Annotated in this window: 11 protein-coding genes; 9 read left to right on the forward strand and 2 right to left on the reverse strand. The window is 70.9% G+C overall.

The window, feature by feature from the left end; all coding sequences use genetic code 11:
- Positions 1-162: 162 nt before the first annotated feature.
- Together rfbC and rfbA are read right to left on the reverse strand one after the other, a co-directional pair.
- A complete protein-coding gene (rfbC, locus tag ACFWFZ_RS07105) occupies positions 163-762 on the reverse strand; it encodes a dTDP-4-dehydrorhamnose 3,5-epimerase (RefSeq protein WP_387117813.1) in 600 nt (199 codons plus the stop codon).
- Positions 759-1,634, reverse strand: coding sequence for a glucose-1-phosphate thymidylyltransferase RfbA (gene rfbA / locus ACFWFZ_RS07110; protein WP_387117816.1), 876 nt, complete (start codon positions 1,632-1,634; stop codon positions 759-761). Before rfbA ends, rfbC begins: the two co-directional genes overlap by 4 nt.
- A gap of 81 nt (positions 1,635-1,715) precedes the next feature.
- Between rfbA and rfbB the strand changes: the two genes are divergently transcribed.
- The 9 genes from rfbB (at position 1,716) to ACFWFZ_RS07155 (ending at position 12,823) form a co-directional block, all read left to right on the forward strand.
- Positions 1,716-2,693, forward strand: a complete 978-nt coding sequence (gene rfbB / locus ACFWFZ_RS07115) for a dTDP-glucose 4,6-dehydratase (protein ID WP_387117819.1) — start codon at positions 1,716-1,718, stop codon at positions 2,691-2,693.
- A 47-nt stretch (positions 2,694-2,740) separates the two neighbouring features.
- Positions 2,741-3,613: a dTDP-4-dehydrorhamnose reductase gene (gene rfbD / locus ACFWFZ_RS07120; protein ID WP_387118381.1), complete on the forward strand. Its 873-nt coding sequence runs from the start codon at positions 2,741-2,743 to the stop codon at positions 3,611-3,613.
- Positions 3,610-4,950 (forward strand): lipopolysaccharide biosynthesis protein, encoded by a 1,341-nt coding sequence (locus ACFWFZ_RS07125; protein ID WP_387117822.1) that lies wholly within the window; start codon positions 3,610-3,612, stop codon positions 4,948-4,950. The genes rfbD and ACFWFZ_RS07125 overlap by 4 nt, the downstream gene beginning before the upstream one ends.
- A gap of 68 nt (positions 4,951-5,018) precedes the next feature.
- A complete protein-coding gene (locus ACFWFZ_RS07130; RefSeq protein WP_387117825.1) occupies positions 5,019-5,708 on the forward strand; it encodes a glycosyltransferase family 2 protein in 690 nt (229 codons plus the stop codon).
- Positions 5,705-6,121: a DUF2304 domain-containing protein gene (locus tag ACFWFZ_RS07135; protein ID WP_387117828.1), complete on the forward strand. Its 417-nt coding sequence runs from the start codon at positions 5,705-5,707 to the stop codon at positions 6,119-6,121. The genes ACFWFZ_RS07130 and ACFWFZ_RS07135 overlap by 4 nt, the downstream gene beginning before the upstream one ends.
- A 6-nt stretch (positions 6,122-6,127) precedes the next feature.
- Positions 6,128-7,027, forward strand: coding sequence for a glycosyltransferase family 2 protein (locus ACFWFZ_RS07140; RefSeq protein WP_387117831.1), 900 nt, complete (start codon positions 6,128-6,130; stop codon positions 7,025-7,027).
- Positions 7,028-7,058: 31 nt separating this feature from the next.
- Entirely contained in the window at positions 7,059-8,867 is a 1,809-nt protein-coding gene (locus ACFWFZ_RS07145; RefSeq protein WP_387117834.1) for a hypothetical protein, read from the forward strand.
- Positions 8,868-9,005: 138 nt separating this feature from the next.
- A complete protein-coding gene (locus tag ACFWFZ_RS07150) occupies positions 9,006-11,609 on the forward strand; it encodes an N-acetylmuramoyl-L-alanine amidase (protein WP_387117837.1) in 2,604 nt (867 codons plus the stop codon).
- Between the two features lie 92 nt (positions 11,610-11,701).
- Positions 11,702-12,823: a hypothetical protein gene (locus ACFWFZ_RS07155; protein ID WP_387117840.1), complete on the forward strand. Its 1,122-nt coding sequence runs from the start codon at positions 11,702-11,704 to the stop codon at positions 12,821-12,823.
- Positions 12,824-13,117: the final 294 nt, after the last annotated feature.

Genomic DNA, 13,117 nt, shown 5'->3' on the forward strand with positions numbered 1-13,117 from the left:
TGACCTGGTAGCCCGTTGACCGGGCACCAAGTTGCACCGGAGGGCCCCGGCCCATCGCCTCGGCGGTGGGGCGGGGCCCTTCGGCGTTCCCCGGGGCCGGGTACGGAAGAGGGCCGCACCCCGTCCGGGGTGCGGCCCTCTGTACGTGCGTGCGGCGGCCGGTCAGCTCACGCGGAGCGACTCGGTGAACTCGTTGCAGGCGGCGAAGTCCGGGAGCAGCCCGGTCGCGACGGCCTCGGCCAGCGACGGGGCGGCCTCGTCGCGCGCGGACAGCTGCGGGACCTCGGCCGGCCACTCGATGCCCAGGTCCGGGTCGAGCGGGTGGACCGAGTGCTCGCCGGTCGGGTTGTACGTCTCCGAGCACAGGTACGACAGGGTCGCGTCGTCGGTCAGGGCGCAGAAGCCGTGGCCGAGGCCCTCGGGGATGTAGACGGCGCGGCGGTCGACGTCGTCGAGGCGTACGCCCTCCCACGTGCCGAAGGTGGGGGAGCCCACCCGCAGGTCCACGATGACGTCGAGGACGGCGCCGCGCACACAGGTCACGTACTTGGCCTGGCCGCGCGGCACGTCGGCGAAGTGGATGCCGCGGACCACGCCGGCGGCGGAGACGGAGAGGTTGGCCTGCGCCAGGTTCAGCGGGTGGCCGACGACCTCCGCCAGGCGGTCGAAGCGGTACCACTCGGTGAACAGGCCGCGCGGGTCGCCGTGCAGCTGCGGGGTCACCTCGAAGGCGCCCGCGATGGAGAGTTCGCGGAACTTCACTTGCCCTCCTCCTCGTCGAGCAGGGCCAGGAGGTAGGTGCCGTAGCCGCTCTTGGTCAGCGGCTCGGCGAGCGCGCGCAGCTGGGCGGAGTCGATGAGGCCGGCCCGCCAGGCCGCCTCCTCGATGCAGCCGATCTTGAAGCCCTGGCGCTCCTCGATCACGCGGACGAACTCGGAGGCCTGGACCATCGAGACGAAGGTGCCGGTGTCCAGCCACGCGGTACCGCGGTCGAGGATGGTGACGTTCAGTTCGCCGGCCTGGAGGTAGGCGTCGTTGACGGCGGTGATCTCCAGCTCGCCGCGGGCGCTGGGCTTGAGCCCCTTGGCTATCTCCACGACCTGGTTGTCGTAGAAGTACAGACCCGGCACCGCGTAGCGGGACTTGGGCTTGACCGGCTTCTCCTCGATGGAGATGGCCTGGCCGTTCTCGTCGAACTCCACGACGCCGTAGGCGGTCGGGTCCGCCACCGGGTACGCGAACACACGGCCGCCCTTGGCGTCGGTGTGCTGGGCGAGGCGGGTGCCGAGGCCGCTGCCGTGGAAGATGTTGTCGCCGAGGATCAGCGCGACGGACTCGTCACCGATGAAGTCGGCGCCGAGCACGAACGCCTGGGCGATGCCCTCGGGGCGCTCCTGGACGGCGTACTCCAGCCGCAGTCCGAACTGCGAGCCGTCGCCGAGCAGTCGCTCGAACTGGTCGCGGTCTTCAGGGGTGGTGATGATCAGGATCTCGCTGATGCCCGCCATCACCAGGGTGGAGAGCGGGTAGTAGATCATCGGCTTGTCGAAGACGGGCAGCAGCTGCTTCGAGACGGCCCGAGTCAGCGGCCAGAGTCGCGATCCGGTGCCACCGGCCAAAAGGATTCCACGCATGGGTGAACCCTATGCGAGAGGGCCGGGGCGGTCCGACCGTCCGGCGTGTGACGTTCGGCAGGCGGCTAGACTCTTCGTATTATGCGCATCCTCGTGACCGGCGGCGCCGGCTTCATCGGTTCAGAATTCGTCCGCCAGCAGCTCGGTGCAGACGCCACGGCGCAGATCACCGTCTTCGACAAGCTGACCTACTCGGGGGTCGAGGCCAACCTCGCCCCGGTCGCGGACCACTGCGGATACCGCTTCGTCAAGGGCGACATCTGCGACGCCGAAGCCGTCGACCAGGTGATGGCCGGCCACGACGTGGTCGTGCACTTCGCCGCCGAGTCCCACGTGGACCGGTCGATCGCCGGTGCGGGCCCCTTCGTCATGACGAACGTCGTCGGCACCCAGGTGCTGCTGGACGCCGCCCGCAAGCACGGCGTCGGCCGCTTCGTCCACATCTCCACCGACGAGGTGTACGGCTCGATCACCGAGGGCTCCTGGACCGAGGAGTGGCCGCTGGTGCCGAACTCCCCGTACTCCGCCTCCAAGGCGTCCTCCGACCTGCTGGCGCTGGCCTACGCGCGCACGCACGGCATGGACGTGGTGGTCACCCGCTGCTCCAACAACTACGGGCACTACCAGTTCCCGGAGAAGGTCATCCCGCTGTTCGTCTCGAACCTGATGGACGGCAAGAAGGTCCCGCTGTACGGCAACGGCGGCAACGTCCGCGACTGGCTGCACGTCTCCGACCACTGCCGCGGCATCGACCTGGCCATGCGCAAGGGCCGGGCCGGCGAGGTCTACAACATCGGCGGCGGCACCGAGCTCACCAACAAGGAGCTCACCGGCGTCCTGCTGGAGGCCGCGGGCCTGGGCTGGGACATGGTCGAGCACGTCGAGGACCGCAAGGGCCACGACCTGCGCTACTCCATCGACATCAGCAAGATCGGCGCGGAGCTGGGCTACGCCCCGCAGGTCACCTTCGAGGACGGCATCAAGGCCACCATCGACTGGTACCGCGAGAACCGCGCCTGGTGGGAGCCGCTGAAGGCGAAGGCGGCCCTGCAGAAGTGAGGACCAACTCGACGGCCGGGCGCTGGCTCGTCACCGGCGCCGGCGGGATGCTCGGCCAGGACGTCCTGACCGTGCTCGGCCGTGCCGGGATCGAGGCCGTCGGCCTGCGCCGCGCCGACCTCGACATCACCGATCCGGCCGCCGTCCGGGCCGCCGTCGAGGGCGTCACCGTCGTCGTGAACTGCGCCGCCTGGACGGACGTGGACGGCGCCGAGACCGCCGAGGAGGCCGCGACCGCCGTCAACGGCACCGCCGTGCGCGTCCTCGCCGAGGCGTGCGCCGCCGCCCACGTGCGCCTGATCCACGTCTCCACCGACTACGTGCTCCCCGGCGACGCCTCGGAGCCGTACCGCGAGGACGCCGAGACCGGCCCGGTCAACGCCTACGGGCGCTCCAAGCTGGTCGGCGAGCAGGCCGTCACCGAGCTGCTGCCGCAGGACGGTTACGTCGTGCGGACCGCCTGGCTCTACGGCGAACACGGGCCGAACTTCGTCGCCACCATGCTGAAGCTCGCCGCTCAGCGCGACACCCTCGACGTGGTCGACGACCAGCACGGCCAGCCCACTTGGTCCTACGCGCTCGCCCGCCACCTGGTCGACCTCGGCCTGGCCGCCCTCAGGGGCCATGCCATGGGCGGGATCTACCACGGCACCGCGAGCGGCCGGACCACCTGGATGGGGCTGGCCCGCGAGACGTACCGGCTGAGCGGCCTGGACCCCGAGCGGATCCGGCCGACCACTTCCGAGGCGTTCGTCCGCCCCGCCGCCCGCCCCGCCTTCAGCGTGCTCGCGCACGACGCGTGGAAGGAGGAGGCCGGGCTGGACCCGCTCCCCGACTGGCGCGACCAGCTGGCCAAGGCACTCGCCACCCCCGGCCTCGCCGCACTCGCGAAGGCGGCCCGGGACGGCCGCGCGGGATGAAAACCCTGCTGAACAAGCTGACCGCGGCGCTGCCGCCGGGCACCGTCGCGGTGGCCGGCGGCACCGTCGTGCTCGGCGCGGCCTCGTACGTCCACCTCGGCGTGGCAGGGCACAGCCTGTCGACGGAAGCCCTGGCGAACGTCTCGGTGCTGTGGACGATCGTGATGTCCATCGGCATCGGCATCTTCTTCCCCATCGAGCAGGAGCTGACCCGGATCGTCTCGGCCCGGGTGGTCCTGGGCCACGGCGCCGCCCCGGTGCTGCGCCGCGCCACCCTGCTCACGGCGGGCATCCTCGCAGCGACCCTGCTGGTCCTCGCCGTCGGCGCAGGCCCCCTCGCCGACCTGCTCTTCCACGGGGACCGCGCCCTGGTGGCCGCCCTCGGCGGCGCCTTCACCGGCATGGCCGTCTGCTACCTCACCCGCGGAGTGCTGGCCGGCCTCGGCCGCTTCGGCGCGTACGGCACCCAGCTCGCCGTCGACGGCGGTCTGCGCATCGTGCTCGCCTTCGCGTGCGCCCTCCTCGGGCTGCACTCGGCACTCGCCTTCAGCCTCATCCTGGCCCTCGCACCCGTCGTCGCGACGCTGGTGACGCTGCCCGCACTGCTGCGCGCGGTCGGCCCCGGCGAGCAGATCGCCTGGCGGGAGCTGTGCAGCGGCCTCGGCCTGCTCGTCTGCGCGACCCTGCTGTCGCAACTGGTCGTGAACGCGGCCGTGATGAGCACCAAGCTGCTGGCCCCGTCCGACAGCGCGCTGATCGCCTCGCTGCTGAGCGCCCTGGTCCTGGCGCGGGTGCCGCTCTTCGTCTTCGGCTCGCTGCAGGCCTCGCTGCTCAGCGGTCTGACCGCCGCCTTCACCGCCGGCGACCGCCCGGCCTTCTGGGCGATGCTGCGCCGGATCGCCATGGTCGTCGGAGCGCTGGGCCTGCTCGGCGGCGTGCCCGCGACAGCCCTCGGCCCCTGGCTCATCGAGCTGCTCTTCGGCATCGAGGACCCGGTGCTGGGGCACTTCGACTTCTTCCTGCTGTCCGCAGGCACCGTGGCATACATGTTCGCGATGGTCCTGGGACAGGCGCTCATGGTATTCAAGCGGCACAACCTGCAGTTGCTCTGCTGGGCCCTCGGCACCGCGGTCCTGGTGGGCACCACCCTGATCCCCGGCGAGGTGTCCGTGCGCGTGATCGTCGCCTACGCCCTGGGATCGACGGCCACCGTGCTCGCTATGCTGGCAGCCCTCAGGCTGAGCTTCCCCGCAGCCGCGGCCGCAGCCGGTGAAGCACCCCGGCAGACGACCGACGCAGACACCGGCGCCCCGGGCGTGGGCGCGGTCGGGAGATGACCATGCCGGCCCACGACGTCACACCGATCACCGAGCACTCGTACGTGCCACTTTCCGCTGGAGCTACCGTGTCCCAATACGACGATGTCTGGCTGGTCATACCGGCCTATAACGAGGGCCAGGTGATCGCCGAGGTGGTCGAGGGGGCCCGCAAGACGTTCCCCAACATCGTCGTCGTCGACGACGGCAGCACCGACGACTCGGCCGAGCACATAGCGAACACGGGCGCCCACCTGGTCCGCCACCCGGTCAACCTCGGCCAGGGCGCGGCCCTCCAGACCGGTCTGAAGTACGCGCTCGCCCAGCCCGGTTCCCGCTACTTCGCGACCTTCGACGCCGACGGCCAGCACCAGACCAAGGACGTCGAGACGATGGTCGGCGTGCTGCGGCGGGACGAGGCCGACGTGGTCCTCGGCTCCCGCTTCATCGAGCAGAACGGCCAGGTGCCGTGGATCAAGCAGGTCGTCCTGCGCACGGCCGCCGCCGTCAGCCCCACCGCCCGCAAGCTCAAGCTCACCGACGCGCACAACGGTCTGCGCGTCCTGAGCCGCAAGGCCGCCGAGCAGCTGAACATCACGATGAACGGCATGGCGCACGCGTCCGAGCTCGTCGGTTTCCTGGCGGGCTCCGACCTGCGGGTGACCGAGGTGCCCGTGGACATCCTCTACACCGAATACTCGCGCTCCAAGGGCCAGTCCCTCATCAACGGCGTGAACATCATCTTTGACATTTCGCTGCGGGAGCGTGGGCGTCGATGAAGTACTTCTGGATCCAGCTCGTCCTCATCGTCGGCTCCGTGTCGATGGCCCTGGTGTTCATCCGCACGTGGAGCCAGGCGAAGAACCGCGCCTGGAAGCGCATCGCCTTCTCCCTGTTCGTCGTCGTCAACGTGTACGCCGTGCTCCGCCCGACGGACGTCACCTGGCTCGCCCACCAGCTCGGCGTCGGCCGCGGCACCGACCTGGTGCTGTACGTGATGGTCCTCGCGATGGGCTTCCTCACGCTCAACACCTTCCTGCGGTTCCGCTCGCTGGAGAAGAAGATCACCGACCTCGCCCGGACGGTGGCCATCAACGAGGGCATGCGGCACAACGACGAGCGCCTGAGTGCCGAGCCCGGCGCCGGCGCAGCCGTCGAGGCGGACGCCGACTCCGACTCCGTGAAGGCCTGAAGCTCCATGGTGACCTTCGACTTCATGCTCCCCTACTACGGGGACGTCCAGCTGATGCAGGACGCCGTCCGCAGCGTCCTGGCACAGACGGACCGGGACTTCCGCCTCGTCGTGATCGACGACGGCAAGGAGCCCGACGTACCGGGCTGGTTCGCCGGACTCGGCGACGACCGCGTGCACTACACGCGCAACGAGCAGAACCTCGGCATCACCAGGAACTTCCAGAAGTGCGTGCGGCTGTCCGAGGCCGACTACGTGGTCATCATGGGCTGCGACGACCTCCTGCACCCGCACTACCTGGAGACCGTCCGCGGGATCATCGACGCCCAGCCGGGCGTTGGCATGGTCCAGCCCGGCGTCGAGGTCATCGACGGTGCCGGCCAGGTGACCCAGGGCCTGGCGGACAACACCAAGAAGCGGCTGTACGCACCGCAGGTGAAGGGCCGTCGCCTGATGGGCGGCGAGGAGCTCGCCGCCAGCGTGCTGCGCGGCAACTGGCTCTACTTCCCGTCGATCGCCTGGCGCGGCGAGGTGCTGCGCAAGGTGAACTTCCGGGACGACTACTCGGTGATCCAGGACCTCGCGCTCGTCGTCGACCTGCTCGAAGACGGTGAGCAGATGGTCGTCGACAACACGACGACCGTCTTCCAGTACCGCCGGCACGCCGTCAGCGAGTCGTCGGTCCAGGCCTTCTCCGGCACCCGCTTCGCCGAGGCCGAGCGGTACTTCTCCGCCGTCGCGGCCCGCATGGACGCCCGCGGCTGGCCGAAGGCCGCCCGCGCGGCCCGCTTCCACAGCGCCTCGCGGCTGCACGCGCTGACGATGCTCCCCGGAGCCCTGCGCAGCGGCAACAAGGCGGGGGCCCGCACCCTGGCGAAGCACGCCTTCACCTCCGGCCAGAACTGATCAGACTCCGCCCACCACGAAACGGACCGAGATGACACACCTGGCCCCCGAGGCCGTCGGCGACGCCGGCGCCCCGGCCCAGCGTCCTGACGAACCGGCACCGGGCAAGAGCCGCCCGTCCCCCTCAGGGATCCGGGTGTGGATGTCCCGGCGGTGGGTGCAGATCCTGGCCGAGGTCGTGGTCAGCGTGGTGGCGGCCCTCGGGTTCACACTGCTGAGCCGCCACATCGGCGTCAACCCGATGAACCGCATCGGCCAGGTCAGCGGACTCGCCCGGCTCCAGCTCTTCGCGGCCGTCCTCGGGCTCCCGCTGCTCGGACTGCTGCTCTACACCGCCTACCGGGGCTCTGTCCGCCGTCACGAGCTCGTCAAGCGGCTGGTCTGCGCCGCCCTGGCCGGGCTGGTCACCGGCGTGGTCGCCGGCGGCGTCGTCGTCGCGCTGCGCGGCACCCCGCACCCGCTCGGCGGCCAGGAGGGCGACCCGAGCGTCCTGGTGGAGATGGCCAACTCGTTCCTGTCGGGCGAGGGCATGTCCGGCATCTACCCGCCCGCGTTCCCGGCGCTGATCGCCCTGTGGGCCAAGGTCCGCTACGACGGCCTCGGCAGTTCGGGCTTCGCCCTGCACGACCTCCAGATCGTCTGCAGCGCCCTCGTCGGCCCGATGGCGTACCTGGCGTGGCGGCTGCTGCTGCGTCCCTTCTGGGCGCTGCTGATCGCCGTCCCGTCGGCCGTGCTGTTCCTCGACCCGGTCCGCCCGTACAGCCACGTCGTGATGATCGTGCTGCTGCCGCTGCTCGGGTACTGCTTCCGCGAGCTGCGCCGGTCCGCCGGCCGCACCCCGAAGTCCCTGGTGCTGCGCGGCGCGGGCCTCGGCGCGATCTTCGGCGTGCTCTTCCTCTGGTACTCGGGCTGGTTCGTCTGGGCCGCGCCCGGCGCCGCCGTCCTCTTCCTCTTCCTGTTCCCGTGGCGCGCCGGCGCGCCCGCGGTGAAGCGGGCGGTGCTGTTCGTCGCCTCCGTCCTGGCCACGGCCGGGATCATCGGCGCCCCGCTGCTCTACCAGATGGTGCGCCTGGGCTCGCAGACCCCGGACCGGTACGCCTACCTCGGCGTGTACGCGGACCCGGGGTACGTCCTGGGCTGGATCTCCGACCGGACCGGCTACATCAAGTACAACCAGTGGCCGGTCTCCGGCGAGATGGCCGGCCAGACCGGGTTCGCGCTGCTGCTGATCCTCGGCGTGGGCCTCGGAGTCGGCCTCGGCCTGCGCAACGTCATGGTGCGCACCGCCGCGGCGGTGCTCGCCGGCGCCTGGCTGGCCCGCTTCTGGTTCGCCTCGCACATGGCGCAGGACAAGGCGGTCCAGCTCTTCCCGCGGACCACCTGGATCATCATGTACTCGCTGATGATCCTGGCCGTCCTCGGCGTGATGGCGGCGGTCCAGCGGGGCTCCGGCTGGACCGAGCGGACCCTGCGGCCTGCCGCCGCCGACCCGTCCGCGCGCGTCATCCCCCGCCGGACGATCCGTCAGCTCTCGGCCGGCATGGTGTGCGCGGTCGCGCTGTTCGCCACCATGGGCGCCTCCTGGTCGGCCAACCGCTACCTGCCGACGCACGAGGACACCGACCTCATGGGTCTCGACGCCTGGCGCGCGCACAACATCAAGCTGCCCAACGGCAAGTGCCCGCGCTTCGCGCCGAACAAGGACTGCGAGGACCTCGACGTCAAGCTGTGGAAGCAGTTCAAGGACGACGGCGAGATCTGGTGCGCCAACATCGTGGCCAAGGACTGGCCCGCGATCTGCGGCCGCAAGGCGCCGTTCAAGGACAAGTCGGTGGAATAGCACCCCCGTACGAACCGGCTGCGACGGCCGTCACCTTCGCAGCCCCCATCCCGCCCTGATCGGCCGTCGCCGCGGCCAGTAGGATCCCGTCCGCCAGTGCTGTCATCTGGCCGGATCCGCATAGGGGTTGGGGACAACGTGAGAATAGGTCGTGCGCGCGGGACGGCTCTGGCCGCCGCGCTCGGCGTCGTCGTGGTCCTGGGCATACAGGGCGTCGCAAACGGCACGGGCGGTTCCGACGAGGGCGAGGTGTCGCCCTACAGTGCCCGCGCCCGCGAGAAGGGGCCGGTCGAGGGGGAGCTGCACAAGCTCGCCCTCAAGCCCAAGGGCAGGGGCGAGGCCGTCCTCTCCCAGCAGGGCACCGAGCCGTTCGGGCTCCTCGGCGTCTCCTGGACCGACCCCGAGGCCGAGGTGAAGGGCAAGATCGAGGCCCGCACCCGGGACGCCGACAGCGGCAAGTGGTCGAAGTGGGTCGTGCTGGAGCAGGCCGAGTCCGGCCTCGACGGCAAGCGCCCCGGCCTGCGCGGCGCCACCGAGCCGGTCTGGGTCGGCCCGTCCGACGGCGCCGAGGTACGGGTGACCGGCGGCGGCACACTGCCCGCCGGCATGGAGCTGAACCTGGTGGACCCGGGCGCCGGCGCCGCGAAGGCGAAGAAGAAGGGCGACCTGGGCCTCGGGCCGGCCGCCTTCGCCCTCCCCGCGGTGGACCCCGCGCCGACGACGCCGGGACCGGAATCGACCGCCCCGCGGCCGGACGTGGTCTCGCGCGTGCAGTGGGGCGCCGACGAGTCCCTGAACGACGAGGGCCCGGTCTACCTGCCCGGCGGGAAGATCAAGGCGGTCTTCGTCCACCACACCGCGTCCACCGCCCCGTACGAGTGCTCCGAGTCCGCCGCCATCGTCCGCAGCCTGCACGTCTACCACGTACAGGGCAACGGCTGGCGCGACCTCGGCTACAACTTCCTCGTCGACAAGTGCGGAACGGTCTTCGAGGGCCGGCAGGGCGGTGTGGACCAGCCCGTCCAGGGCGCGCACACCTACGGCTGGAACGCCGAGTCGACGAGCGTCTCCGTCCTCGGCGACTACACGAACGCCGGGGCCTCCGCAGCGGCGCTGGGTGCCATCTCCAAGGTCGCGGCCTACAAGCTCGGCCAGTACGACGGCGACATGAACGGCACCGCGACGCTGACCGCGGGCGCCACCCAGACGAACCACTTCGGCAAGAGCTACACCGCCGGCCAGCAGTACGAGTTCAAGTCCCTCTCGGGACACCGCGACGGCTTCAACACCCAGTGCCCGGGCAACTCGCTCTACCCGCAGCTGGACGCGCTCCGGCAGACGGGCCCCGCGGCCCAGCTGAAGATCGCCTCGGTGAACGGGGCGACGGCCACGCCGGGTGCCACCCTCCCGAGCGGCGCCGCCCTGACGGTCGACTGGACCACCAGCACGGCCACCGGCCGGCTGTCCACGTTCGAGCTGCTCGTGGACGGCGAGGCCACCGCGGTCACCGACGGAGCGGCCCGCAGGGCGACGGCCGTCGTGGCCGACGGCAAGCACGAGGTCCGGGTCCGGGCGACCGCCGCGAACGGCAAGGTCTCCACGAGCCTCGCGGTCACCGTCGAAGCCGAGGTCAAGGGCGCCAAGTTCGTCCCCCTCGCCCCGAAGCGCCTGATGGACACCCGTGAGGGTCTCGGTGTGCGCAAGGGCCCCGTCGGCAGCGGCGAAGTGGTCACCCTGCCGGTGGCCGCCGCCACCGGTGGCACGCCCACCGCGGTGGTGCTGAACGTGACGGCGACGAACCCGACGCAGCCGAGCTTCGTGTCGGTGTACCCGAGCGGCACGACCCGCTCCAGCGCGTCGAACCTGAACTTCACCCCCGGCAAGACGATCCCCAACCTGGTGGTCGTGCCGGTCGTGGACGGCAAGGTCAGCTTCTACAACAACCAGGGCACCGTCGACCTGATCGCCGACATCACCGGCTACTTCACCTCGACCGCCGACGGCGCGACCCAGACCAACTTCGGCCCGAAGCGCCTGATGGACACCCGTACGGGCATCGGCGTCCCGACCGGCCCGGTCGGCACCGGCGGCGTGGTCACCCTGCCCGTGGCGGGCGTCGACGGCATCCCGGCCACCGGCGTCAAGGCCGTGGTGCTGAACGTGACGGCGACGAACCCGACGCAGCCGAGCTTCGTGTCGGTGTACCCGAGCGGCACGACCCGCTCCAGTGCGTCGAACCTGAACTTCACCCCGGGCCAGACGATCCCCAACCTGGTGGTCGTGCCGGTCGTGGACGGCAAGGTCAGCTTCTTCAACAACCAGGGCACGGTCGACCTGATCGCCGACATCACCGGCTACTTCTCGGACAGCGACGCGGGCGCCATGCACGCGAACTTCGGTCCGAAGCGCCTGATGGACACCCGTACGGGCACGGGCGTCCGCCAGGGCCCGGTCACCGGCGGCAGCGTCGTCACGCTGCCCGTGGCCGGCGTCGGGGGAGTCCCGGCCACCGGGATCAAGGCCGTGGTGCTGAACGTGACCGCGACCAACCCGACCGAGGCCAGCTACGTGTCGGTCTTCCCGAGCGGTACGACCCGCACGAGCGCCTCGAACCTGAACTTCACCGCGGGCCTCACGATCCCCAACCTGGTGGTCGTGCCCGTCGTGGACGGCAAGGTCAGCTTCTACAACAACTCCGGTTCCGTGGATCTCATCGCGGACATCACGGGGTACTTCCGCTAGCGAAGAAACGTCTTTGCGCAGGTGAGGGGCTCCGCACCGGAAGGTGCGGAGCCCCTCGCACATGTCGGGCGGGGAACGGACGAGGACGGGGCATGGGGAAGAACGACCACAGCACACCGGGCGTCTCCGACGAGGAGTGGGCCCGCTTCATGGAGCAGGCCGCCCAAGGGGCCGGGGACGCGCCGAAGGAGCCCTCCGCGCGGGCGCGCATGGTGACCGAGCGGCTGCGCGCCAGCCAGGGCCAGGAACCGCCGGGGTGGCGCACCGGCCCCGCGCGGCGCGAACGCCGCCGGCCGGGACGGCTCAAGGCCGTCGCGGCCGTCGTGGCCATCGCCGGGCTCGCGCTGATCGCCGTACGGCCCGAGCTGGTGATCGACCGCATCACGGGCAAGGCGCAGGCCCGCGAGGACGCCGCGAAGGCGGGCCCGCTGCCCGCGGAGTCCGTACGCCCGACCGCACCGCCGCCGTCCCTGCCGCCGGACCAGCCGACCCTGCGGGAACCCTTCCGCGGCTCCCCTGCCCTGCAGTGGGCGGACGGCGCCGCCGGCATCGAGCTGCCCGAGGCCACCGCCGTGAACGGTGTCAGCCGAGAGCTGGTCGCCCAGGGGCTGGAGCGGACGAAGCAGTTCCTGGTGCTGGCCAACCTCGACCCGGCGACGCTCCGCGGGGAGCGCCCCACCGCGGCACTGCAGATGATCGACCCCGGGCAGCGGCAGATGGTCGAGCTGCTGGAAGGCGCCCTGGCCCGTCCGGGCCGCGATGCGGACCCGCTTCAGGTGTTCACCCGTGCCGACCCCGCGCAGGTGCGCCTCGCCGGTGAGGTGGTGAAGGTGCGCGGCCGGATGACGGTCGAGCCCGGCGAGAGCCCGGGCCAGGTCGACATCATGACCGACTACACCTTCGTCTACCCCCTGGTGCAGGCGAAGAGCGGCGCCGAGGAGGTCAGCCGCACCGTCGTGCGCCGACAGATGGAGTTCACCTTCGCCGATCCCCGGAAATGGCGGGTCGAGGCGGGGATGATGCAGGTCGGGCCCTACCTGTACGACATCGCGAACTCGGAGTGCTTCGTCTACGACGGGTACCTGCATCCGATGTTCCGGGACGCGCCCGCCGACGGTCCCGAGCCGTCAGGGAAGCCCAGGGACCCGTACGACCGCAGCGAGGCCCTGCAACAGCCCGAGCAGGAGGGCTGCGGGACGGCCTCGCGGACCTGACGCCGCCGGGGAGAGGCCCCGCCGGGCGAAGGGCGCGGCGCGGTTTGACCACTCAGCGTGGCGGGGTATTCTCTTCGACCCGATTGGCCAGGTGCGTGTCTCGTATGGCAGACTACTCAAGTTGCTCGGCTGAGTGCCGATGCTGCGCGCCTCCCGCCGGGAGGACCGGAAGCGAGTCCCACAGTACTCGTCGTCCTTAATCTGCCTCTCGGGGCAGCAATGGGGACGGACGTACGGGAATCTTCTGGGAAGTGTCAGCACGGTGCCCACCAGGCACTCGGTGGGTGTTTCTCC

The organism is Streptomyces sp. NPDC060232, assembly GCF_042726555.1.
Taxonomy (GTDB): domain Bacteria; phylum Actinomycetota; class Actinomycetes; order Streptomycetales; family Streptomycetaceae; genus Streptomyces.

Bases quoted from the DNA above. Each gene is read 5' to 3' on its own strand.
- rfbA (WP_387117816.1), bottom strand. From the start codon at position 1,634: ATGCGTGGAATCCTTTTGGCCGGTGGCACCGGATCGCGACTCTGGCCG.
- ACFWFZ_RS07140 (WP_387117831.1), top strand. From the start codon at position 6,128: ATGGTGACCTTCGACTTCATGCTCCCCTACTACGGGGACGTCCAGCTG.
- ACFWFZ_RS07145 (WP_387117834.1), top strand. From the start codon at position 7,059: ATGACACACCTGGCCCCCGAGGCCGTCGGCGACGCCGGCGCCCCGGCC.
- ACFWFZ_RS07135 (WP_387117828.1), top strand. From the start codon at position 5,705: ATGAAGTACTTCTGGATCCAGCTCGTCCTCATCGTCGGCTCCGTGTCG.
- ACFWFZ_RS07125 (WP_387117822.1), top strand. From the start codon at position 3,610: ATGAAAACCCTGCTGAACAAGCTGACCGCGGCGCTGCCGCCGGGCACC.
- rfbD (WP_387118381.1), top strand. From the start codon at position 2,741: ATGCTCGGCCAGGACGTCCTGACCGTGCTCGGCCGTGCCGGGATCGAG.
- rfbB (WP_387117819.1), top strand. From the start codon at position 1,716: ATGCGCATCCTCGTGACCGGCGGCGCCGGCTTCATCGGTTCAGAATTC.
- ACFWFZ_RS07155 (WP_387117840.1), top strand. From the start codon at position 11,702: ATGGGGAAGAACGACCACAGCACACCGGGCGTCTCCGACGAGGAGTGG.